This window comes from Nonomuraea endophytica (assembly GCF_014203235.1).
In the GTDB taxonomy this organism is placed as follows: Bacteria; Actinomycetota; Actinomycetes; order Streptosporangiales; family Streptosporangiaceae; genus Nonomuraea; species Nonomuraea endophytica.
In genome coordinates this window covers 239,610-261,250 of the sequence record NZ_JACHIN010000005.1, presented here as the reverse complement: position 1 = coordinate 261,250, position 21,641 = coordinate 239,610, and the positions used below count along the sequence as shown (strand labels likewise).

The window sequence follows — 21,641 nt, the reverse complement described above, 5'->3', positions numbered from 1 at the left end:
GGCGGGAGAAAAGGCGCACCTCGCCCTGGGCTTCGGGGGGTCGTCAGCGGTCGAGCACGACGAGGGCGGGGGGCGGGGTGGTGAGGAGGCGTGGAGTGGACTCCGTGCAGACGGCCACGTCGGCGAGGCGGGCGCCGAACAGGTCGGGGAGGTAGACGGCCGGTTCGAGGCAGAGGGCCATGCCGGGGGCCAGCGTGGCGGGGTCGGCGGGGGACAGGTGAGGCGGTTCGTCGTCGGCCAGGCCCACGCCCCTGCCGAAGTGCCCGGCGGCGAACTGGCCGTAGCCGGACTCCTCGATCATCGACTGGGCCGACCTGGCGACGGAGGCGACGGGCAGGGCCTGCCGTACACCGTCGAGGGCGGCGCTCTGCGCGGCGAGGACCACCGAGTACAGGGCGTCGAAGTCCTCCGGCGGCTCGGCCACCGCGAGAACCCTGGCCACCTCGGCGCAGTAGCCGTCCCACCGCCCGCGCACGGCGACCTGGAGTGCGTCGCCCGGGTTGATCACCCGGTCGGTGGGGCGGTGCGCGGGGATCGCGGTGTGCTCCCCGGCCGCCACCTGGACGCCCAGGATCTCCTCGCAGCCGCTCTCCAGCATCGCGACCCGCAGGTGGCGGGCCATGGCCCGCTCGGTGGCCCCGAACCACCGCAGCTCCCGCGCCCGCGCCACCACCCCGTCCGCCGCGGCGGCCGCGCGGGCGATGGCGTCGAGCTCGCCCTGGTCCTTCCGCAACCGCAGGGGCGCGAGTACGGCTCCCGCCGGCACCAGCTCGGCGTCCACCGACAACCCGAACAGCTCCCGCACCCGCATCTCCGGATCCACCCCGACCCGGCGGGCAGCAGCCGGTACGAGCGCCGCCGGGGTGGCCGTCTCCGCATAGTTCTCCCGCGTGACCACGAGAAACCCTTCGCCCCTCCCGCCCAGGAACCGGAAGTCCGGCGAGGGCCGCAATACCAGCGCGTCCACCTCGGCCGCGGCCATGGCGACCCGCACCGCCCCCACCCGCTCGGCCAGCCCGCCCTCGCCAAGCCCGCCCTGCCTCAGCCCGCACACGAGGGCCCGGTCCTGCCTCCGCCCACGGTCCTGGCTCAGCTCGCCCGCGGGAAGCCCGCCGCCGTCCTCGGGAAGCCCCCGCTGGGCGGGCACCTCCCCGGCCAGGTCTCCGTCCGCCCGGCTGCCTTCCACCTGACCGTCCTTGGCCAGGCCGCCCTCGGTGGATGCCCCTTCGGGGGGTGTGGGGGTCACGTGGGCTCGTGGAGCCAGCAGGCGACCGGGCCGAAGTCCGGCTCCTTGTCGCGGCAGACGTCCATCACGTGCGGGCAGCGCGGGTTGAAGCGGCAGCCGCCCGGCGGGTTGGCCGGGTCGGGGACGTCGCCGGGTAGTTCCGCGGGCAGGGTGCCCTGGCCGTCGGGCAGCGGGATCGCGTTCAGGAGGGCCTGGGTGTAGGGGTGGCGGGGGTTGTCCCAGACCTCGGCGGTCCTGCCGATCTCGACGATCTTGCCCAGGTACATGACGGCGATCCGGTCGGCGATCAGGCGTACCACGGACAGGTCGTGACTGATGAACAGCAGCCCGGCCCCCGAGTCCACCGCCAGGTCGCGCATCAGGCGGGCCACTTGCGCCTGCGCCGAGGCGTCGAGGGCGGAGATGGGCTCGTCGCCGATGAGCAGGCGGGGCTCGGCGGCCAGCGCGCGGGCGATCGCGACGCGCTGCCGCTGCCCGCCGGAGAACTCGTGTGGATGGCGGTCGGTGAAGTCTCTCGGCAGGCCCACGCGTTCGAGCAGGTCGGCCGGGGTGACGGTGCTGCCGCGCGCCACCCGCAGGCCGTCGGCGATCTGGTCGCCCACGCGCCGGCGCGGGTTGAGCGAGGCGTACGGGTCCTGGAAGACCATCTGGATCCCGGTCAGCGTACGGCGCCGCAGCCCGAGCGGCGTCACCGGCTGCCCCTCGAACCTGATGGCGCCCTCGGTCACCGGGTTCAGCCCGCAGACGGCTCTGGCCAGCGTCGACTTGCCGCATCCCGACTCGCCCACGAGGCCGACGACCTCACCGGCGCTCACCGTGAGGCTGGCCCCGGCGACCGCGCGGACGACGGGACGGCCGGGGGAGCGGTGTTCGACGACCAGGTCGTCGATGGTGAGCAGGCTCATGAGCGCTCCTCGTCGGGTGCGGGGGCGAGCGGACTCTCGGGCAGCGAGGCCAGGAGGGAGCGGGTGTAGGGGTGGTCGGGGGTGCGCAGGACGTGGGAGCGGGGCCCGCTCTCCACGATCAGGCCGTCCTTCATGACGCTGACCTCGTCGGCCACCGCGGACATCACGCCGAGGTCGTGGGTGACCAGCAGCACGGCCAGCCCCAGCTCGTCGCACAGCCCGCGCAGCAGACGCAGGATGCCCGCCTGGACGGTCACGTCGAGCGCCGTGGTCGGCTCGTCGGCGATCAGCACCCGGGGCGAGCAGGCCAGCGCGACGGCGATGGCGATGCGCTGCCGCATGCCGCCGGAGAACTGGTGGGGGTAGCGCCCGTACGCCTCGCCGGCGCCGGGGATGCGGACCTTGCCGAGCAGTTCTACGGCCCGCGCCCGCGCCTCGGCCTTGCCCAGGCCGAGGTGGTGGCGCATGTGCTCGGTGAGCTGCCTGCCGATGGTGAGCATGGGGTGCAGGCTGGTGGCGGGGTCCTGGAAGACCATGGCGACCTCGCCGCCGCGTACCTTGTTGAGCTCTTTGGCGGGCAGTTCGAGCAGGTTGCGGTCGTTGTGGAGGATCTCGCCCGTCGCGCGCGCGCCGTGCGGGAGCAGGCCGAGGGCGGCCAGGCCGGTCATGGTCTTGCCCGAGCCCGACTCTCCGGCCAGGCCGTGGACGCGGCCCTCGTGCAGGGTGACGGAGACGCCCTTGAGGATCTGCCGTCCGTGGATGTCCACCCTCAGGTCGGTGATCTTCACAGTGCGCGCTCCTTGATGGCGCGGGCCGTACGCGGGTCGAGGGCGTCGCGCAGGGTGTCGCCGAGGAAGTTGAAGGCCAGTACCACGGTCAGGATGGCGAGACCGGGGAAGGTCGCCACCCACCAGGAGTCGAAGACCTCCACGCCCGAGGCGACCATCGCGCCCCACTCGGGCGACGGCGGCTTGGCGCCGAGCCCCAGGAAGCTGAGGCCGGACAGGAGCAGCAGCGCGGTGCCGATGTCGAGCGTGGCCAGCACCAGGATGGGGCCGGTCACGTTGGGCAGCACGTCCACGCGCAGCGAGCGCCAGGGCGAGAAGCCGAGCAGCCGCCCGCTGAGCACGAACTCCCGCTCGCGCACGCCGAGCACGAGGCCGCGGGTGACGCGGGCGTAGGCGGGCCAGGCGACCACGAGTACGGCCAGCACCGCGTTGGTCAGGCTGGCCCCGAGCGCCGCGGCCACGACCATGGCCAGGATGACGGTGGGGAAGGCGAAGACCAGGTCGGCGATCCGCATGATGGTCTCACCCACCCATCTGCCGAAATATCCGGCGGCGGCGCCGAGCAACCCGCCGACCAGCACGCTCATGGCCACGAGCAGCAGGGTGAGCGGGATGGAGACGCGGGCGCCGTACATGACGCGGCTGAGGATGTCGCGGCCGAGCTGGTCGGTGCCGAACCAGTGCCCGGGGCCCGGCTCGGCCAGGCGGGGCAGGTCCTGCGCGAGCGGGTCGTGCGGGGCCAGGAACGGCGCGGCCAGCGCGATGACCAGCCAGGCCAGCGCGATGACGGCCCCGGCCACGGCCAGCGGCTGCCGCCAGGCCTCGGGCACGCGCCGCTTGCGGGGCGCGAGCGGGTCACGCCTCAGAGCACGCCTCATTGCAGCCTCACTCGCGGGTCGATGATCCCGTACAGCACGTCCACGATCAGGTTGATGATCAGGTACACGACGCCGACCACCAGGCCGACGCCCATCACCGCGGGCAGGTCGAGGGAGGTGGCGCTCTTGTACGCGTACTGCCCGACCCCCGGCCAGGCGAAGATCGCCTCGACCAGCACGGTCCCGGACAACAGCGAGCCGAACGCCAGACCGGCCACGGTGATGATGGGCACCAGGGCCGAGCGCAGGACGTAACGGAACAGGACGGTCCGCCCCGGCAGTCCCTTGGCCCGCGCGGCGCGCACGTAGTCCTGGCCCAGGACCTCCAGCACCGCGCTGCGGGTGAAGCGGGTCAGCAGCCCGATCGTGTAGAGGGCCAGCACCAGCGCCGGGGTGATGAGGTGGCCGACGGCGCTGGCGAAGACGTCCCACTGCCCGGTCAGCGCCGCGTCGAGCGTGTGCAGGCCGGTGATCGGCCCCGGCGCGGTCATGCCGGGGTCGATGCGGCCGCTGCCCGGCGTGAGCTGGAGGCGGTAGAAGAAGACGTAGAAGGCCAGCAGCGCCAGCCAGAACGTCGGCACCGAGATGCCGATCAGGCTCAGCACCCGCAGCAGGTGGTCGGGCAGCCGGTCGCGGCGCAGGGCCGCCACGACGCCGAACGCCACGCCCAGCACCAGCGAGATCAGGATCGCCGCCCCGGCCAGCTCCAGCGTCGCCGGGACGAACGCGGCGAGGTCGTCGCCGACCGGCCGGTGGCTCTGCTGGCTGGTGCCCAGGTCGCCCTGGAGGATGCCCTGCAGGTGCAGCAGGTACTGCTCCGGCAGCGGCTTGTCCAGGCCGTGCTCGGCCTTCCACTGCGCGACGATCGCCGGGTCGCCCAGCGCCCGCTGACCCAGGTTGGCCGCGACGGGGTCGCCGGGCACCATGTTGGTCAGCACGAACGTGACCAGCGTGATGCCCCAGGCCAGCAGCAGCGCGATGAGGATCCGGCGGATCAGGAACCGGGCCAGGGGGTGCCTGGCCCGGGTACCGGTCGTCTTCACTTCACGCCGAGGTCGGCCACGTCGACGGTCCAGACCGGGTGGTACTCGAGGCCGGTCACCGTGGCGGCGGTCACGATGTTCTGGCTCGGCTGGATCAGCGGGACGAACGGGCCGCCCGCGTTGAGCTTGGTCTGGACGTCCCGGTAGACGGTCTTGCGGGCGTCGTCGCCGATGGTGACCGCCGCCTTGTCTCCGGCCGCCTCGATCTCCTTGGCCGCGCCGGGCTTCCATCCGGCGCGCAGGCCGACGGTCTTGCCGGGCAGGAAGGCCAGGTAGTCGCTGGGGTCCGGGTAGTCAGGGCCCCAGTACCACAGGCCCATCTCCTCCTTGCCGTTGCGGTAGTTGTCCAGGGCGGTGGCGACCGGCGCCGGGGCCAGTTCGACCGTGATGCCGACCTCCTTGAGGTTGGCCTGGATGCGCTCGGCCAGCGGCTGGAAGGACAGGCCGTTGACGGTCAGCTCGCTCGGGTACTCCAGCTTGACGCTCGGGTTGGACAGCCCGCTGGCGGCCAGCGCGGCCTTGGCGCCCTCGACGTCCCGCTTGGCGGCCTGGTCGGCGGGCAGCGCGCCGAGCAGCTGCGACGGGATCACGCCGGGCGCCTGCGTCGAGCCCTCGCCGGCCAGCTCCAGCAGGCCCGCGTAGTCGACGCCCTTGCGCACGGCCTCGACGAACTTGGCGTTCGTGGTGGTCTTGCTGATCGCGGAGTCCTGGTTGGCCAGCAGGAAGATGACGTTGGCCGAGGCGGTCTTCTTGACCTGCAGCGTGTTCGGCATGCCGGTGACCTGGTCGCCGGACAGGTTGAGCGCCACCTGGCTGTCGCCGCGCTGGACGTTCAGCTTCTGCGTGGCCGCCTCGACGTTGCGGATGACGACCTTGTCGTAGGCGGGCTTGGTCCCGTAGTACTTCGGGTTGGCCTTGAGCACGACCTGGCTGCTGACGTTGAACGACTCGATCGCGTAGGGGCCGGAGCCGAGGGAGGCCGAGTTCAGGTACTGCTCGGCCTTGTCCTTGGCGTCGGTGGTCGCGCCGTGCTGCTGGGCGACCTTGCTGTTGATGATCCCGAGCGCGGGGTTCGGCAGGATGAACGGCAGCGCCGGGTTGGCCGCCTTCGACGTCAGCTTGATCGTCGAGTCGCCGTCCTTGGCCACCTCCACGCCGTCCAGCAGGAACGACGGGGTGCCCTTCATGTCGCGCACGCGGGTCAGGGAGAAGACCACGTCGTCGGCGGTGACCGGGGAGCCGTCGGCGAAGACCGCGCCCTGCTTCAGCTTGAGCGTGAGCGTCTTGCCGTCCTGCGACAGCTCGTACGACTCGGCCAGCGCGGGGACGGGCTTGGTCACGTCGGCGCCGTCGAAGGTGAGAAGTGTCTCGTAGGCCGCCTTGCCGATGATGAGGCCGGTCGGCTCGTAGGTGCGGCCGGGGTCGCCGGTCTTCAGGTCGAAGGAGGTGTCGATGACGAGGGTCTTGCCTGCGGCGCCGCCGGCGGCGGGGGTCTTGGAGCCGCCGCTTCCGCAGGCGGCGAGGGCGAGTGCACCGGCGAGCAGTACAGCCGCCGTCTGCGAGCGGGTCGCCATGGGTCCTCCAGATATTCTGTGAAAGTTGTCGTGGATTGTCCGGCAGAACGTCCAGCCCGTGTCACGTCGGTGAGACGGTTTGTCGAGGAGTGTGGTACTGGTGACGGAAATTTCCAGAAATGGTGGAGAGAGTGGGTTGCGGTCTGGACGGATCGGCATCGGCCTTGAGCTGGACGCCGTCCATTTGAAGATCCTGCAGGTCCTGCGCGAGAACGGCCGCATCTCGGTCGCCGCGCTGGCCGAACGGGTGGGGATCTCGCGGGCGAACGCCTACACCCGCTTCGAGGCCCTGCGCGCCGACGGCGCCATCAAGCGCTTCACCGCCGAGATCGACCACGTGCGGGCCGGGCTCGGCATCACCGCGCTCATCTTCGTGACCGTGCGGCAGCAGATGTGGAAGCAGTTCCGCGCGGAGCTGGCCCGGATGCCGGAGGTGGAGTACTGCGCCATCACCACCGGGCAGCACGACGCCATGATCCAGGTGCGGGTGTCCGACGTGGCCGAGGTGCACACGCTGGTCACCGACCGGCTGGCGGGCATTCCCGCGGTCAAGGCCACGGAGACCGTCTTCATCCTGGACGAGGTGCTCAAGCGGCCGTACGTGCTGCCCAGCGACGGCCCGCGCCCGCAGCGCCGCCAGGCGCCCGACCCGAGCCCGGCCGAGGTGCCGCTGGGCAAGATGCGCTTCGTCGGCGCCGCGGAGGGGCGCGCCGCCCTCAGGAAGGAATGAACCTAGCGGGCCGCGAGCGTTTCGATGCGGGAGACCGCCTCGGCCACGCCGTCCTCCGTGGCCACGTCGGCGGCGACGGCGGCCGCCGTACCGGATAGCTCCAGGGCGGCCGCGAACGCGGCGGCCACCTCGGGCGCGCGCGGCCGTCCCCGCAGTGGCGGGGGCGCGACGCCCAGCCGGTGCAGGCGGTCGGCCCAGAACGGCTGGTCGCCGAGGAAAGGGCGGACGACCTGCGGGACCCCGGCGCGCAGGGCCGCCGCGACGGTGCCGATGCCGCCGTGGTGCAGCGCCACGGCCACGCGCGGCAGCAGCCAGTCGTGCGGCGCCTCCTCGATCACCAGCACGTCCTCGCTCTCCTCGTCGGTACGCAGGCCGCCCCAGCCCGTCGCCAGGATCGCCCGCCGTCCGGCCAGGCGCGCCGCCTCCACGACGGTCGCCGCCAGACCGCGCGGATCCCGCCCGGCCATGCTGCCGAACCCCGCGTAGACGGGCGGCGGCCCCTCCTCCAGGAACGCGGCCAGCCGCTCGGGCGGGGTCCAGTCGGCGGCGGGCAGGATCCAGAAGCCGATCGGATCCGCCTGCGGGGGCCAGTCGGCGGGCGCCGGCAGCAGGCGGGGGCTCCACGCGTGCAGCACCGGCCCGGCCGCGATCAGCTCCGCCGCCGGGCGGAAGCCCTCGCACAGGCCCAGGACCTCCGTCCGCCACGTGCGCACCACCGAGCGGTAGGGCGCCTCGACCGCCGCCGCGACCCGCCAGGTGGCCCGGTTGACGGCGGGCGGCAGCCGTACCGGGAGGATGGGGGAGGCGAAGTCGGCGGTTGGCACGTAGAGCGGCAGCAGCAGCCCCGCCAGCGACGGGATCCCGGCCTTCTCCGCCAGGTAGGGCCCGCCGAGCGCCTTCGGGTGGTAGACGATCACGTCGGGGCCGGGCTCGATCAGCGCCGCCTCCGCGTCCAGCACCTGGCGCACCATCGGCTTCACCGAGCGCGCCGCCGTGATGGCCGCGCCCGCCCCCTGCCCCTTGACCTGGTCCTGAAGGTCGAGCATCTCATCGGGCAACGGCTCGAAAGCGATCCCGTACGGCGCCGCCAGCGACCCGAACCGCCGCGGCCCCGCCACGACCGGCTCGTGCCCGGCGGCCAGCAGCCCGCGCGCCAGCGCGACGTACGGCTGCACGTCCCCCCGGCTGCCCATCGTGAGCAGGAGCACCTTCACGTTTTCCCACTACCCCGGCGTGTCCCGGCCGAAGCCGTGCCCGTCGTGCGGTCACAGTGAGTCATGGCCGATCATCGCTGGTTGTTGACCGCCCTCCAGCACCTGGCCGTCGTGGCCGGGCTCGTCGCGCTCTACTACCTGATCCCGCTGGGCGACGGCTCCAGCGTGGCGCGGCTCGGCGTGGCGGCCGCGCTGTTCATGCTCGGCGTGCTGGTGCTGGTCTGGGTGTTCGGCCGGCACACGATCGCGGTCGCCCACCACGACAAGAAGGCCAGGCTGCGCACGCTCCTGCTGATCGTGTACGTGGTGACGATTTTCTTCGCCCTCGGCTACCTCATGGTGGCCACGATCGACCCGGCCCAGTTCGCGGGCCTGCGCACGCGCACCGACGCCCTGTACTTCACCGTCTCCACCATCGCCACCGTCGGCTTCGGCGACGTGCACGCGGTCGGGCAACTGGCCCGCGCGCTGGTCGCCACGCAGATCATCTTCGACCTGGTGATCCTCGCGTCCCTGGTCGGCGCCTACCGGGCCGCCATGATCCGCGAGGATCGCTAGGCCCACTCCCACCGGACGCCGTGCACGCCGGGCCGTACCTCGACGTCGGCGATGTGCACCGAGTCCCAGCCGCTCAGCCGTAACTCGCCCACGTCGGCGGGCGGGGTCGCGGTCGTCGGCTGGTGCGTGCGGAAGCAGCGCACCGGCGTCGCCCCCGGCGCGAACTGCACGGTCAGCAGGTACGCGTGCGCGGGGAAGCGGAACCACCGGTTGTAGAACAGCGCCTGCGGCCCGCGTTTCCTGTAGCGGAACTCGTACTCCACCACATAGGTCTCCCCGGCCGCCAGGGGCCGGTCGAACAGCAGCTCCAGTGCCGTCAGCCCGGCCGGCTCGTCCTTCTTGACCCGGCCCAGCCTGCAGAACGACGCGGAGAAGTCCTCGGGCAGGTGCGAGCGCTCGTTGTAGTGGATGGCCACGTGCCGGTCCACGCCGTCCGAGCGGGCCTGGAAGACCGCCCGGGTGCGCACCGAGCGCTCGTCGCGGTCCGTCCCCGTGGTGATGTGGTCGTGGTAGGACAGCAGCGCGAGCTGTCCGTCGGTGACGTTCTTGATCTCGCCGAGGAGCCGCTGCAGGCTCCCCGCTTCAGGGCACAGATCGCGGTACGGCACCGCGCCCGGCACATGGCTCACCCAGCGTCCCCTCGGCCTGGGCGGACCCAGGCTGGCGATGAGAGTGTCGCCCGGCAGGGCGAGGATCTCCTCCAGCGCGTGGAGTGCCCGGAGCGACTGCGATCGCTCCGGGCGGCACTTCCCGCGCTGCCAGTTGCTGAGGCTGGCCAGGCTGACCTTGATGCCGCGCTGGGACAGGCGGGCGTGCAGGCGCTCCAGGCTGAGTCCGCGCGCGGTGATCGCGTCACGGAGTAAGCGGTCAAAATGCTGATCCATCGGGACAACTCCCCTGTTTCAGGAGTGATCAGCCCGAATTTACAGCGCATGTGTCAGAAAGTCAGGCTCCAGGCGTCGATATAGCCCGAGTGGTTGGAGTCGACGTCCTTGACCCGCAGCCGCCAGGTGCCGTTCGCGGGCGAATCGGCGGCGTTCTTCGTGTACGTCTCGTGGATGATCGTGCCGTCGTCGTCCGGCGCCGGATCGCGCAGCCGGTAGACCACGCCGGTCGGGCTGACGAGGTCGAGCTGCAGGTCACCGCGCCAGCCGTGGTGGACGTCCGCGTAGACGCTCAGCGTGGCGGGCGCGTTGCCGGGCACGCCGGTGACCGTGATCGGGGACTCGCCCTGGCCCAGGTCGGCGACGTCCACGTTGGCCGCGTTCTCGAACGTGCGGCCGCCGGGGGTCTCCGGGCCGTAGTTCTGGATCCAGTCGCCGACGTAGCGGGTGGTGGTGCCTCTGCGGGCGCCGCCGCCGTACGCGCCGGAGCCCTCGAAGTAGGTCCAGCCGCCGATGGTCTTGTCCTGAAGCGCGACCCACGAGGAGCCGCTCTTCAGCGCGAAGTGCACGTGGTTGCTGCCCGCCGAGCCGCCGCAGGGGATGCGGGTGCTGGTCAGGCCGAGGTAGTCGCCCATCTTGAGCTGGGTGCCGTTGGGGCGGATCTCGTTGAGCAGGTGGTAGTACTCGGTGGTCCAGCCGTTGTCGTGGATGATGCGGATGTGCCCGCCGTTGGAGCAGACCCAGTAGGCGCGGCCGGACTGCGCGGCGAGCACGCTGCGGTCGCTGGCCCGGCTGTCGAGGTCGATCGAGCTCCACGGCCTGGGCTGGCCCGACCAGCCGTGCGGCCCGCCGATGATCTTCCAGGAGGCGCCCTGCGGGTAGGGCAGGGACAGGCCGGTGGGTGCGGCCTGCGCCTGGGTCTGGGCCTTGGTGTTGGCGGCGAAGGTACGCTTCTCGCCGTCGCTGACCACGGAGGCGGGCGCCTGCTGGGCCAGGGCGGCGAACTCGGGCGTGCCGTCCAGACCGGCCTTCCATCCGGCGGCGGTGCGCTGGGCGACGAAGAGCCAGCCCTCGGGGTAGGCGCCCTCGACGTTGGGCGCCTTGATCACCGAGGAGCCGAACACCCAGTCGCCCCGCGGACTGCGGCGCTGCACGTTCACTTCGGTGCCGGCGCCGGCGGCGGCGAGTCTGGAGCCGTCGGCCTGGCTGCGGGCGGTCATGAGCTGGACGACGGTCGAGTCCAGGTCGGGCTGGGCGGTGGGAGCCGCCGCGCCCATGGACGCGGCGGTAAGGACGATGACTGCGAGAACGGTGGATAAACGGCGGTGCCTCATCGAAGGCTCTCCTTCTCACTCCGGAGGCGGTCTCTCGCCGTGTACCGTCCACCAGTCCGCGGTGGGGCAACAACCACCCTCGGTGGCGGCCACCCCAATACGCTGATAAATCCGCCTTCAACGCTGAAGACGGCTTATGTTCTGGCAGGTCGGGGGCATGAGCTTTTCCTGGGGGTTGAAGTTTCAGCGTTGAGGCAGCCGGTGGAGATTTCCTGATAACGCCCTCACGGCCGCAATGCCTGCCGTACCTTCCTAGTCACAATATGCAGGCATGCGAACACAGGCGGTGAGGTCGTGATGCGGCGGTCCATACGGGGGAACCGGATCCTCGCCAAGCCCTACCGGGACCTGGTCCTGCTCGGCTACCTCGCCCTGCCCGCGACCGGCGGCGAGGACCGGCGGCTGGCCTGGGCGCACCGGCTGGCCGCCGCCGCCGTCGCCCGCCACGGCAGGCTGGACGAGGCCGGCCTGCGCCGCGTGTTCCTGCGCAGGGTGCTGCGGCTGCGCCTCATGCCGTGGTCGGGGCGGCTCGGGCCGGTCGAGGTGGTGCCCGTCGTGGTGTCCAGGTCCGACGTGGCGCTTCTTCGCGAGCTCAACGGCCTCACCGGGGCGGGCCGCGCCGCCTACGCGATGCTCCTGCTGGAGGGCCGCCCGCCCGCCGAGGTGGTGGAGATCCTCGCGGGCGCCGGAGCCGCCGACCCCGGCGGCGCGCTGGCCGAGGCGCGGGCGGTGGAGCAGACGCACGGCGCCCTCGCCCTGGACCCGTCCGTCGCCCGCGTCTACGGCCGCCCGCTGCGCCGCGTCCGGATCGCCTTCGCCGCCCTCCTGCTGCTCGGCGCGGTGGCCGTGGCCGCGCCCGACGTCGGCTCAGGCGGGCCGGTCAGCGCCGCGCCGCTGCGGGTCGAGCGCGCGGCGGCGGGCGCCTGGCGCACGGGCACCGACCTCACGCTCGCCTCCTGGCCGCCGCGCGGCTCCCTCACCGACGACGTCGAGCTGGTACGGCGGGCCCAGCGAGCCTGGGGCTCCGGGCCCGTCCAGCTGATCTACGCGGGCGAGCTGGACGGAGCCCGGATCGTCCTGCTCCGCCGCCACGACCGCATAGCCCGCTACACCACCACCGCCAGCCAGCCGTCCACCGGTGGGCAGGGTGCCAGGGGCGGGCACAGCACCACGGCCGGACACAGCACCACGGCCGGTCAGGGCGCCACCGGCGGTCAGGGCGCCACTGGCGGGCAGGGGGTCGCCGGTGGGCTGGGCGCCACGGGTGGGCAGGGTGTCTCGGGTGGGCAGGGTGTCTCGGGTGGGCAGGGTGTCTCGGGTGGGCAGGGTGTCTCGGGTGGGCAGGATGGGTTGGAGGTTTTGCCTGCGCCTCGGGCCAAGCCTGATGGCACGAGCCCGTTGAAGCTGCTCGCCACCCCGCGGGGCAACCGCTATCTGGTGCCGCCATGGGTGACCGAGGTGTCGGCGGCGGCCCTGTCGGGCGGTGGGCCGCGCTGGCGCAAGGTCGGCCTGAAGGACGGGGTCACCGCTCCGATCACCGCCGACGCCACGGGATCAGCCTCCGGGCAGGGGTGCTGGCGGGGGCCGGTGTTGCGGTTCCGGGCGCCGGAGATCGCGCACGGCATGCCGTACACGATGCTGGACTTCGGGCGGCTGTCGTCGGCGAGTGCCACCTACCAGCCGCCGCCACCCGCCGACATCAACCGGTACGGGCCTTGGGAGCTGGACGCGCTGGCGGAGGGGTTCGGCGCCTGGCGGGCGCTGAGCTGTGTGCTCGACCGGCCGTCGGGGGAGATCCAGGCGGCGACGGCGTGGGAGTTCTGGGCGGGGAGGCTGCCCGAGGGGGTCGGCGGGCGGTGGATGTGCCTGCGGCTGTCGGACGCCACCGGCGGCAACTCGGTGCGGGCGGTCCTGGTCACGCGGCGCGGCGCGCGCACCGTGGGCACGGCGACCGCGACCAGGACCGGCAGCTGGGACTGCAGCCGCCTGCGCCGGGACGTGGTCGCGGGGGTGAAGTGGACGGCGCCGTCCGGCAAGAGGTACTTCGTGAGCGCGGGCAGCCGCCGGGTCGTCCGGATCACGCTCGACGGACGCGAGACGAGCGGCCGGTACGCCACCAAGGCCACGAGCGGGGCCCCCGCCCTGACGGCCGTCAACGAGCAAGGGGACAAGGTGCCCGTCCTGAGGTGAGCGACGAGCCTGGTGTAGAGTGAGTTGGAAATTCAAACTCACTAGGAGGACGCCATGACCGGACTGCCGATCGAAGGCGCGGTCGCGCTCGTGACCGGAGGCAACAGAGGGCTGGGTCGGGCCTTCACCCGGGCCCTGCTGGACAGGGGCGCGCGGACCGTCTACGCGGGCGCCCGCGACCCGGGCACCGTCACCGAACCGGGCGTCGTGCCGGTCAGGCTCGACATCACCGACCCCGCCCAGGTCGCCGCTGCCGCCGCGAAGCTCGGCGACGTCACCCTCCTGATCAACAACGCGGGGATCTCCCGCACCAGCGGGCTCGTCACCGAGCCCGACGCGCGGGCCGCGCGGGCGGAGATGGAGACGAACTTCTTCGGCACGCTGGAGATGTCCAGGGCCTTCGCCCCGGTGCTGGCCCGCAACGGCGGCGGCGCGCTGGTCAACGTGCTGTCGGTGCTGTCCTGGGTGGTGCTGCCCCAGGCCGCCTCCTACTCCGTCTCCAAGGCGGCGGCGTGGTCGCTGACCAACGGTGTACGCCAGGAGCTGCGCGAGCAGAAGACCCTGGTGGTGGGGGTGCACGCGGCGTTCATCGACACCGACATGGCCGCCCGCGTCACCCAGTCCAAGATCAGCCCGGAAGAGGTGGCCGCCCAGACGCTCGACGCGGTCGAGCGGGGACGCGAAGAGGTCCTGACCGACGCGTTCACCCGCGAGGTGAAGGCCGGGCTCTCCGCGCCCCTGTAGCCGGTCAGCGGGCCACGGCCGCCACGTACTCGCGGAAGCCGTCCCAGGCCGTCCTCGTGTCCGGGTCGTCCTCGTGCGGGGCGCGGAAGTCCTGGACGTAGAGGGAGATGTCGTCGAGCTGCCAGCGCAGCCGGAAGAAGTCCATGGCCGGCTGCGAGACCTCGTGGCCCGCCGCCGCCGTGTACGCCTCCCGCGCCCGGCGGCAGTCGCCCAGCGCCAGCCACAGATCCCGCTCGGGCGGAGCCAGCGCCACCGTGTCCCAGTCGACCAGCAGCCGCCTGGACCCCGCGCGCAGGACGTTGCCCGGGTGCGGCTCGCCGTGCGTGATCACCGTGCCGGCGCCGTGCTCGGCCGCCCGGGCGTCGAACCCGGCCAGGACCTCGCGCAGCGCCGCCGCGCCGTGGCCGGACAGCAGGCAGCGGGCCGGCTCCGCGTACGGGCCGCCGGTCCACGGCCGGTCGAGCTCGTCCAGGGCCCGCTCCAGGGCGGCCCGGCCGGTCAGCGACGGGTCGAAGACCGGGACGCCGGTGGCTGTGCTGCCGTGGAGTTCGGCCAGCAGGGCGGCCATCGCCGTACGGTCGGAGTCGGTCTGCGCCTGGCCGAACTCGCCCGCCGTACCCTCGACGAGGGGGTAGACCGTCAGCGCGTAGTGCGGCGGGAAGGCCGCGATCGGCGCCGCGTCGCGGGCGGGCAGCGGCCGGACCACGAAGTCGAGGTCCAGGCTCGCGGCGGTGCGCATCGCGGCGGCCAGCGCGTCAAAGGAGCGGGCCGGGCGGGCGGCGGTGACGAACCAGCGGCCGTCGGCGGTCCAGTGGTGGTCGCCGAAGCCGACCGGCGCGTGGGTCAGCCGCTCGATCGGCAGGTCCCAGTGCTCGCGCAGCGCGCGCAGCAGGTCGTCGGTGCGGATGTCGGCGGGAGGGTTCCGCAAGGTCACGTCCTCTCGGTCAGCAGCCGCGCGAGCAGCCGCCGGTAGTCGTCCTTCATGGGCAGTTCGCGCTCGACGCGCACGCGCCGGCGCCGGGTGACCACGTCCACGCCGCGGATCGGGTCGTGGCCGGGGTGCTCGTGGTTCTCCCACCACAGGCCGACGCCCCGGCGCTGCCAGGCGGGCAGGCCGTTGAAGTCGACGCCGTGGTGCGACAGCAGCTCGTTCTTGGCCGCGACGCCGGTGCGTTCCAGCGCCCGGGCGGCCTCGCGCTGGCTCTGGCCGGTGCCGCGCAGCGTCCAGTAGGACCAGCCGTTGAGCGCGCAGCGGGCCGCGTCCGCCTGCCGCCACGACAGGTAGTCGATGACGTCGTCCACGCCCGCGCCCAGCCACACCCGGCTGTCGAACTGCACCGGCTCGCCCGCCTCGTGGGTGAACGCCGAGGCGGCCACCGCGGCCGAGATCGACACGAGCTTCTGCAGCCCGCGGCCGAACATCGCGAACGCGGGCGCCAGCACCACCGACACCTCGTCGCTCTCGGTGTAGGCGTAGCGTCCGCCGAGCTCCTCCAGCAGCGCGCGGGCCGTGCCCGCCATCAGCGCCGAGAACCTCTCGTCGAACGGCTTGCCGTAGCGCCGCTCGGTGTAGCGCGAGAAGTTCCGGCCGTCCACCCGCACGATCGCCCAGGCGCCGGGGTCCAGCCGGAGATCGTGGAAGCACTCGCCGGCCCGCATCCGGGCTTCGAGTTCGCTGTAGTGCACACCCGAGCCTGGCACAGGATGCGGCGGCGGGGCACCCGATTTTGGCCCTGGCCGAAAAGTCCTGTTCCGTCCTGGCCGGGTCCGGCCAGTTCACCGAGATCGTCGGACACGCGACTGCCGTACGTGATAGCTACGTGACGCAATGTAATCACGGCGATTCCCGGGAGAAAAAACGATGGTGGCTTACGCGCTCGCGGTGGGGGCGGCGGTGGGCGTGGTGGCGCTCGCCGCCCTCGTGTTCAGGAAGATCGGCAAGGGCAGCGACGACAACGACCCCGGCGGTCCGTCGGTCGCGCACGCCGGCGCCATGCTGTCGGCGCTGTTCCTGCTCGCGTTCGCGATCGCGATCATCGTCCCCTGGACCAAGGCCGACTCCGCCCGCCAGAACACCCAGACGGAGAGCCAGGCGGCCGTCGAGGCCTACTGGGCGGCCGCCGGCCTGCCCGACGCGACGCGCGACGCGGTCCGCTCCGGGCTGCGCGACTACGTCGGGTTCGTCGTCGACAGCGAGTGGCCGCTCATGGCCCAGGGCGCGGTCGACCCCGTCGGCGCCGAGCGGGTCGACGCGCTGCGCACGCAGGTGACCGGGCTGGCGACCAAGTCCGACGACGTGGCCGACGCACAGGACCAGGTGCTCGCCCACGTCCAGGATCTCGCCGCCGCGCGCGCCCAGCGCGTCATCGACGCCGGGGCCACGCCGCCGAACGGCCTGCTCCTGCTGACGGCGCTGTCCGGAATCATCGTGGTGCTGTTCCCGCTGCTGGCCGGCGCCCGGCCGCGCGGCTGGTCGGTGCTGCCGCTGATGGCGCTGGCCGCGATGCTCGGCTTCGGCATCTACCTCACCTGGGACATCATGCGCGTCTTCGACGGGCCGCTCGCGGTCGGCCCCGACGCGTTCCGCGCGGCGCTGCAGGAGTTCGCCCGCATATCCGGGGGCGTGTGACCGTGGCTCTGCCACGCACGCCGCTGCTCGTGGCGGCGATGACCCTCGTGCTGTGCGCGGTCGCGCCGGGCGCGGCCGCCTTCTCACCACCCCCCGACCACGGTACGGCCCGGCACGGTCCCGAGCCGGATTCCGAGGTCGTGGCGGGGCCGGTGGACATCTCGATCTGCCTGGAACTGGGGCTGGTGAGCGTCCAGCTGGGATGCGCCCACGAGCCGCCACCGCCACCCCCGCCTCCGCCGTCCAAGACCCCCGAGCCGACGCCCACACCTGAGCCGACGCCGGAACCGACCCCGGAGCCGACCAGGAAACCGACACCGACCCCCGCGCGGCCCACACCCACGCCCACGCCCACACCCACGCCCACACCCACGCCGTCACCCGTGACCCAGCCGGTCGTCCAGCCGAAGGTCGTGGAGCGTGAGACGGCCACGCCGACCCCGGAGCCCAAGCCGACACCCAGCGCGCGCCGCGCCCGCGTGCGCGTCCCCGAGCCGCCGCCCCCGCGCAGAAACCCGCTGGGCACGGTGCTCCTGCTGGTGGTGCTGACCACCGCGATCGCCTCGACGACCGCCGTGGCCTTCGGCGCCTTCCGTTAGCCGTTTCGTGGCCCGCCCGGCCTTCCGGGCGGGCCACGAAACGTCAGCGGGTGCGCGTCATCTGCTCGTTCATGATCAGGAACGCGCCCAGTCCGTGGAAGTCGTTGACCGGCCGCGCCCGGTTGAAGTAGTAGCTGAACACGTCGTCCACATTGGTGCCCTCGCTGATGTCCACGATGTTGGTGCGCCCGTCGGAGCCGGTCGACACCTTGGCGAGGACGCCCTGGTAGCCGCGCTCGGCGTACACCTGGTAGGAGGGGTCGACGTAGCCGCGCTCGACCGAGCGGGAGATCGTGTAGGTGTACATGGCCGAGCACGAGGTCTCGGTCCAGTTGCCGGAGTTGCCGCGCTCGGTCACGACCTGGAACCAGCGCCCGGTCGCCGGGTCCTGCCAGGTGGCGTAGGCGGGGACGAGGTTGCGGAGCATGGTGATCAGCGCGGCGCGGCGCGGGTGGTCGGCGGGGATGATCTCGAGGATGTCGATCGCGGCCATGCCGAACCAGCCGATGGCCCGGCACCAGGAGATGCCGTTGGTGTTGCCGAGCGAGGGCTTGACCCAGGAGGCGGTGAGCCCGCCGGGCTGGTCGTAGGCGTGATAGAGCAAGCCGGCCGCGCTGCCCGACGTGCGGTTGAGCCGGCTGTAGTAGATCTCCATCTGCTTGGCCGGCTCGGTGCGGGTGAAGGCGTCCTCGGCGACCCACGCGCCGTAGCGGGCCAGGAACGGGTTGACCATGAACACGCCGTCGGCCCAGAGCTGGCCCTGGCGCGAGTCGGAGGTGGAGTGCCACCAGCCGCCGTCGGTGGTGCGCGGGTAGGTGTTCAGCCGGTTGCGGATCTTGGCGGCGGCGGTGCGGTAGCGGCTCTGGCCGGTCTCCTTGTAGAGCGCGAGCAGCACGTTGCCTGACTGCATGCTGTCGAGGTTGCTGAAGCTGTGGGAGATGTCGCCGGAGGAGTCGACGAAGCGGTCGGCCCAGTCCTTGATGTACTGCAGGAGGCGGGGGTCGCCGGTGCGCTGCCAGACCAGGTACTGGCCCCACAGGTACAGGCCGCGGGTGTAGCCCCAGCCGCCGAGCGAGCCGGGGGAGTGGCGGGCCATGGTCGACTCGACCACCGCGGTGGACCAGTCGACGCCGCCCGGCTCGTCCACCGACAGCGAGTCGACGTTGGGCCCGCCGTTCGCGGTGGTGGCGGTGGCTCTGATCGGAGTGGTCCCGGCGGCCAGGGAGACGGTGAGGCGGGCGGTGCGCCAGTTGGTCCACGCGCCGGTGCCCGGGAAGTCGACGACGGTGCCGGCCACGTTCATCTGCCGGTTGGCCGCGGTGCCGTTGGCGTAGCGCAGGGTCAGGCTGACGGTGCGGGCCTCGGACGACTCGACGGCCCATTCCACGTAGGAGCCGATGAGGTTGTCATAGTTGACGAAACCAGTCCCGGTGTAGCCGGGGTGGTTGGACTCGACGACTCCCTGGGAGATCGCGGCGTTCTCGGCTTCGAGGAGCGCTGCCGCGCCGGCGGGCTGGGTGTGGAGCAACTGGGCGGCCAGCATGAGCGCCGTGGTGATCTTCAGGATCACGGCGAAGACTCCTCACTGTGAGACATCCCATGTATCACCTGCCCCTGACGGCAGAGTGAGGTCTCCCGGGCTAGCTGGAGGCTGATATAGCCCGGGAGACAGATCCAATCTTTCGCCGGAAGAGATCTGCTCCAGAGCTATCACCAAACGGTTGCTGCGTCCAGGGCCCTACCAGAACATCGGATCTTTGACTCTCCGAAGTTAGGAAACCTTCTTAAAGAATGGAGCGTTCCAAGATCTGAAATCTGTTGACGGATGTGACTCTTTGTGGGAACACGATGAAAAGCTCCAATCTTTCGCCGCCAGTTCTCAAGGAGCACCATGAAGTTACGTAGGTCCCGGGGAGCCTGTGCCCTCCTGCTCGCCGCCGGGATGCTGACCGCCTTGCCTCCCACGGCCGCCCAGGCCGCGCCCATCCGCCACGAAGCCGAGAACGCCACGATCGTCCAGGGCGCCGTCGAGTCCAACCACGCGGGATTCTCCGGCACCGGATTCGTCAACGGGGAGAACGTCGCCGGGCCGTACGTGGAGTGGACCGTCAACGCGCCCGCCGCCGGAACCGCCACCCTCGCCCTCCGCTACGCCAACGGCACCACCGCCAACCGGCCCAGCGACATCAGCGTCAACGGCACCCTCGTCGCCGACGACCGCGCGTTCGCCCCCACCGGCGCCTGGTCCACCTGGACCACCAGCACGCTGACCGCGACGCTCCAGGCCGGGCCCAACAAGATCAGGGCCACCGCCTCCGCGACCGGCGGCAACCCCAACTGGGACTTCCTCGACGTCGAGATGTCCGCGCCGACCACCGAGTACCAGGCCGAGAGCGCGACGATCTCCCAGGGCGCCGTGGAGTCCAACCACCCCGGCTACACCGGCTCCGGCTTCGTCAACCTCGACAACCTCGTCGGCAGCTACGTTCAGTGGACCGTGAGCTCGGCCACCGCCGGCACGCAGGGCCTGTCCTTCCGCTTCGCCAACGGCACCGCCGACGCCAGGCCGATGGACATCTCGATCAACGGCGGCGCCCCCGTCAGCCTGAACTTCCCCTCCACGGGAGCCTGGCCGACCTGGCAGACCGTCAGCCTCAACACCGCGCTCACCGCCGGCGCCAACACGATCAGGGCCACGTCGAGCACCGCCAACGGCGGCCCCAACCTCGACAAGCTGGACGTCACCGGACCCGGCGACACCGAGAAGCCGACCGCGCCCGGCCAGCCGTCCTGCACCCAGATCACCCACAACAGCCTCCGGCTGGACTGGCCGCCGTCGACCGACAACATCGGCGTGGCCGGCTACGACATCTTCCAGCTGGGCACCCAGATCGGCACCGCCGCGGCGCCCCCGCACACGTTGACCGGCCTGCAGGCGGACTTCACCTACACGATCTCCGTCTTCGCGCGTGACGGCTCGGGCAACGTCTCCGACAGCAGCCCCGAGGTCACCTGCCGGACGCAGCCCGCGCCGCCGGACGACCCGCCGACGCAGCCGGGCAAGCCCGCCGTCACCGGCGTCCAGCCGACGCAGGCCACGCTGACCTGGACCGCCTCCTCCGACGACAACGGCGTGCGCGCCTACCTGATCCGCGACGCGAGCAACACCGTGCTGCACACCGTGACCGGCACGCCGCCGGCCAACACCGCGCAGGTGGCGCTGGAGTGCGACAAGACGTACCAGCTGCACGTGGTCGCGCGTGACTCCGCCAACCAGCTGTCCACCCCGAGCGCGGCGTCGGACTCCTTCACCACCGGCGGCTGCGGCACCGTGCCGCAGGCCCCGAGCACGATCGCGGGCGCCTGGGACATCCCCTGGGACATCTCCTGGGCCCCGGACGGCTCGTTCGCGCTGGTGACCGAGCGCGACACCTTCCGGGTGTTCAAGCTGACCCCCTCAGGCACGAAGACGCAGGTGGGGACCGTACCCAACAGCCAGACCACCGGCGGCGAGGGCGGCCTGATGGGCCTGGCGATGTCGAAGACCTGGAACGGGACCTCCGACCAGGAGGTGTTCTTCTTCCACACCTCCTCGGAGGGCAACCGCATCGCCAAGATGAACTTCAACGGCACCGCCCTGTCCGGCTACACCTCGCTGCTGCAGGGCATCGCCAAGAACCGCTACCACAACGGCGGCCGGCTCAAGTTCGGCCCCGACGGCTACCTCTACGCCACCACCGGCGACGCCCAGCAGACCAGCCACGCGCAGAACCTCAGCTCGCTCAACGGCAAGATCCTGCGCATCACCAAGACCGGCGCCGCGGCCCCCGGCAACCCGTTCAACAGCCGCGTCTACAGCTACGGCCACCGCAACCCGCAGGGCATCGCCTGGGACTCCGCCGGCCGCCTGTGGTCCTCCGAGCTGGGCAACTCCTCGCGTGACGAGCTCAACCTGATCCAGTCGGGCAAGAACTACGGCTGGCCGCAGTGCGAGGGCACCTGCTCCGTCTCCGGCATGACCAACCCCAAGCGGACCTGGGGCGTCGGCGAGGCTTCGCCGTCCGGCATCGCCATCGTCAACAACACGGTCTTCATGGGCGCCCTGCGCGGCCAGCGGCTGTGGCGCATCGTCCTCAACGGCGAGAACGTCGGCACCGTCAACAGCTACTTCAACGGCACCTACGGCCGCCTGCGCGCGGTGGAGAAGGTGCCGGGAGCCAGCGCGATCTGGTTCGGCTCCACCAACTCCGACAACAACGGCAACGGCAACCCGGACGTGATCCGCCGCTCCAACATCCAGTGACCTGACCGCCCAGCACTCGCCC

General features: G+C 72.0%; 19 protein-coding genes. 7 read left to right on the top strand and 12 right to left on the bottom strand.

The genetic code is table 11. From position 1 onward, the window contains the following. Nucleotides 1-43: 43 nt before the first annotated feature. The 6 genes from HNR40_RS20105 to HNR40_RS20080 are packed head-to-tail and all read right to left on the bottom strand — an operon-like array spanning nucleotide 44 to nucleotide 6,434. Nucleotides 44-1,246, bottom strand: a complete 1,203-nt coding sequence (locus tag HNR40_RS20105; RefSeq protein ID WP_312896437.1) for a M24 family metallopeptidase — start codon at nucleotides 1,244-1,246, stop codon at nucleotides 44-46. Continuing rightward, the gene (locus HNR40_RS20100; protein WP_184963451.1) at nucleotides 1,243-2,151 is read right to left on the bottom strand and encodes an ABC transporter ATP-binding protein; all 909 of its coding nucleotides are present in this window, start codon (nucleotides 2,149-2,151) and stop codon (nucleotides 1,243-1,245) included. The genes HNR40_RS20105 and HNR40_RS20100 overlap by 4 nt, the downstream gene beginning before the upstream one ends. Continuing rightward, nucleotides 2,148-2,939: an ABC transporter ATP-binding protein gene (locus tag HNR40_RS20095; protein WP_184963449.1), complete on the bottom strand. Its 792-nt coding sequence runs from the start codon at nucleotides 2,937-2,939 to the stop codon at nucleotides 2,148-2,150. Before HNR40_RS20095 ends, HNR40_RS20100 begins: the two co-directional genes overlap by 4 nt. Further along, nucleotides 2,936-3,817: an ABC transporter permease gene (locus tag HNR40_RS20090; RefSeq protein ID WP_184963447.1), complete on the bottom strand. Its 882-nt coding sequence runs from the start codon at nucleotides 3,815-3,817 to the stop codon at nucleotides 2,936-2,938. Before HNR40_RS20090 ends, HNR40_RS20095 begins: the two co-directional genes overlap by 4 nt. Next, complete coding sequence (locus tag HNR40_RS20085; protein ID WP_312896436.1) at nucleotides 3,814-4,860, bottom strand: ABC transporter permease; 1,047 nt, start codon at nucleotides 4,858-4,860, stop codon at nucleotides 3,814-3,816. The genes HNR40_RS20090 and HNR40_RS20085 overlap by 4 nt, the downstream gene beginning before the upstream one ends. After that, nucleotides 4,857-6,434: an ABC transporter substrate-binding protein gene (locus HNR40_RS20080; protein WP_184963445.1), complete on the bottom strand. Its 1,578-nt coding sequence runs from the start codon at nucleotides 6,432-6,434 to the stop codon at nucleotides 4,857-4,859. Before HNR40_RS20080 ends, HNR40_RS20085 begins: the two co-directional genes overlap by 4 nt. A 136-nt stretch (nucleotides 6,435-6,570) precedes the next feature. Between HNR40_RS20080 and HNR40_RS20075 the strand changes: the two genes are divergently transcribed. After that, the gene (locus tag HNR40_RS20075) at nucleotides 6,571-7,164 is read left to right on the top strand and encodes an Lrp/AsnC family transcriptional regulator (RefSeq protein WP_246509277.1); all 594 of its coding nucleotides are present in this window, start codon (nucleotides 6,571-6,573) and stop codon (nucleotides 7,162-7,164) included. A 2-nt stretch (nucleotides 7,165-7,166) separates the two neighbouring features. Here the strand turns inward: HNR40_RS20075 and HNR40_RS20070 are convergent, their stop codons facing one another. Continuing rightward, on the bottom strand, nucleotides 7,167-8,378 hold the full coding sequence (locus HNR40_RS20070) for a glycosyltransferase (protein ID WP_184963441.1): 1,212 nt from the start codon (nucleotides 8,376-8,378) through the stop codon (nucleotides 7,167-7,169). Between the two features lie 63 nt (nucleotides 8,379-8,441). On the opposite strand from HNR40_RS20070, the gene HNR40_RS20065 reads away from it, so the two are divergent. Further along, a complete protein-coding gene (locus HNR40_RS20065; RefSeq protein ID WP_184963439.1) occupies nucleotides 8,442-8,936 on the top strand; it encodes an ion channel in 495 nt (164 codons plus the stop codon). On the opposite strand, the gene HNR40_RS20060 is transcribed toward HNR40_RS20065, so the two are convergent. Together HNR40_RS20060 and HNR40_RS20055 are read right to left on the bottom strand one after the other, a co-directional pair. Continuing rightward, nucleotides 8,933-9,820, bottom strand: coding sequence for a helix-turn-helix domain-containing protein (locus tag HNR40_RS20060; protein WP_184963437.1), 888 nt, complete (start codon nucleotides 9,818-9,820; stop codon nucleotides 8,933-8,935). The genes HNR40_RS20065 and HNR40_RS20060 overlap by 4 nt on opposite strands. Before the next feature lie 53 nt (nucleotides 9,821-9,873). Next, on the bottom strand, nucleotides 9,874-11,154 hold the full coding sequence (locus tag HNR40_RS20055) for a proprotein convertase P-domain-containing protein (RefSeq protein ID WP_184963435.1): 1,281 nt from the start codon (nucleotides 11,152-11,154) through the stop codon (nucleotides 9,874-9,876). Nucleotides 11,155-11,451: 297 nt separating this feature from the next. Here HNR40_RS20055 and HNR40_RS20050 point away from each other — a divergent pair, with 297 nt between their 5' ends. After that, on the top strand, nucleotides 11,452-13,344 hold the full coding sequence (locus HNR40_RS20050; RefSeq protein ID WP_184963433.1) for a hypothetical protein: 1,893 nt from the start codon (nucleotides 11,452-11,454) through the stop codon (nucleotides 13,342-13,344). 54 nt (nucleotides 13,345-13,398) lie between these two features. Beyond that, entirely contained in the window at nucleotides 13,399-14,088 is a 690-nt protein-coding gene (locus HNR40_RS20045; protein ID WP_221340608.1) for an SDR family oxidoreductase, read from the top strand. A gap of 4 nt (nucleotides 14,089-14,092) precedes the next feature. Here HNR40_RS20045 and HNR40_RS20040 read toward each other — a convergent pair whose 3' ends face one another. Next, the gene (locus HNR40_RS20040; protein ID WP_221340607.1) at nucleotides 14,093-15,016 is read right to left on the bottom strand and encodes a phosphotransferase; all 924 of its coding nucleotides are present in this window, start codon (nucleotides 15,014-15,016) and stop codon (nucleotides 14,093-14,095) included. Nucleotides 15,017-15,018: 2 nt separating this feature from the next. Further along, complete coding sequence (locus HNR40_RS20035; protein WP_221340606.1) at nucleotides 15,019-15,774, bottom strand: tRNA(His) guanylyltransferase Thg1 family protein; 756 nt, start codon at nucleotides 15,772-15,774, stop codon at nucleotides 15,019-15,021. A gap of 175 nt (nucleotides 15,775-15,949) precedes the next feature. Between HNR40_RS20035 and HNR40_RS20030 the strand changes: the two genes are divergently transcribed. Both HNR40_RS20030 and HNR40_RS20025 read left to right on the top strand, forming a co-directional pair. Beyond that, complete coding sequence (locus HNR40_RS20030) at nucleotides 15,950-16,717, top strand: bestrophin-like domain (RefSeq protein ID WP_184963431.1); 768 nt, start codon at nucleotides 15,950-15,952, stop codon at nucleotides 16,715-16,717. Then, nucleotides 16,714-17,316 (top strand): hypothetical protein, encoded by a 603-nt coding sequence (locus tag HNR40_RS20025; RefSeq protein ID WP_184964269.1) that lies wholly within the window; start codon nucleotides 16,714-16,716, stop codon nucleotides 17,314-17,316. The genes HNR40_RS20030 and HNR40_RS20025 overlap by 4 nt, the downstream gene beginning before the upstream one ends. Before the next feature lie 43 nt (nucleotides 17,317-17,359). On the opposite strand, the gene HNR40_RS20020 is transcribed toward HNR40_RS20025, so the two are convergent. Beyond that, on the bottom strand, nucleotides 17,360-18,886 hold the full coding sequence (locus HNR40_RS20020) for a glycoside hydrolase family 88 protein (protein WP_184963429.1): 1,527 nt from the start codon (nucleotides 18,884-18,886) through the stop codon (nucleotides 17,360-17,362). 321 nt (nucleotides 18,887-19,207) lie between these two features. Between HNR40_RS20020 and HNR40_RS20015 the strand changes: the two genes are divergently transcribed. Then, nucleotides 19,208-21,619, top strand: a complete 2,412-nt coding sequence (locus tag HNR40_RS20015) for a PQQ-dependent sugar dehydrogenase (protein ID WP_184963427.1) — start codon at nucleotides 19,208-19,210, stop codon at nucleotides 21,617-21,619. Nucleotides 21,620-21,641: the final 22 nt, after the last annotated feature.

Bases quoted from the DNA above. Each gene is read 5' to 3' on its own strand.
- HNR40_RS20100 (WP_184963451.1), bottom strand. From the start codon at position 2,151: ATGAGCCTGCTCACCATCGACGACCTGGTCGTCGAACACCGCTCCCCC.
- HNR40_RS20060 (WP_184963437.1), bottom strand. From the start codon at position 9,820: ATGGATCAGCATTTTGACCGCTTACTCCGTGACGCGATCACCGCGCGC.
- HNR40_RS20065 (WP_184963439.1), top strand. From the start codon at position 8,442: ATGGCCGATCATCGCTGGTTGTTGACCGCCCTCCAGCACCTGGCCGTC.
- HNR40_RS20050 (WP_184963433.1), top strand. From the start codon at position 11,452: ATGCGGCGGTCCATACGGGGGAACCGGATCCTCGCCAAGCCCTACCGG.
- HNR40_RS20090 (WP_184963447.1), bottom strand. From the start codon at position 3,817: ATGAGGCGTGCTCTGAGGCGTGACCCGCTCGCGCCCCGCAAGCGGCGC.
- HNR40_RS20015 (WP_184963427.1), top strand. From the start codon at position 19,208: ATGAAGTTACGTAGGTCCCGGGGAGCCTGTGCCCTCCTGCTCGCCGCC.
- HNR40_RS20080 (WP_184963445.1), bottom strand. From the start codon at position 6,434: ATGGCGACCCGCTCGCAGACGGCGGCTGTACTGCTCGCCGGTGCACTC.
- HNR40_RS20030 (WP_184963431.1), top strand. From the start codon at position 15,950: ATGGTGGCTTACGCGCTCGCGGTGGGGGCGGCGGTGGGCGTGGTGGCG.
- HNR40_RS20045 (WP_221340608.1), top strand. From the start codon at position 13,399: ATGACCGGACTGCCGATCGAAGGCGCGGTCGCGCTCGTGACCGGAGGC.
- HNR40_RS20055 (WP_184963435.1), bottom strand. From the start codon at position 11,154: ATGAGGCACCGCCGTTTATCCACCGTTCTCGCAGTCATCGTCCTTACC.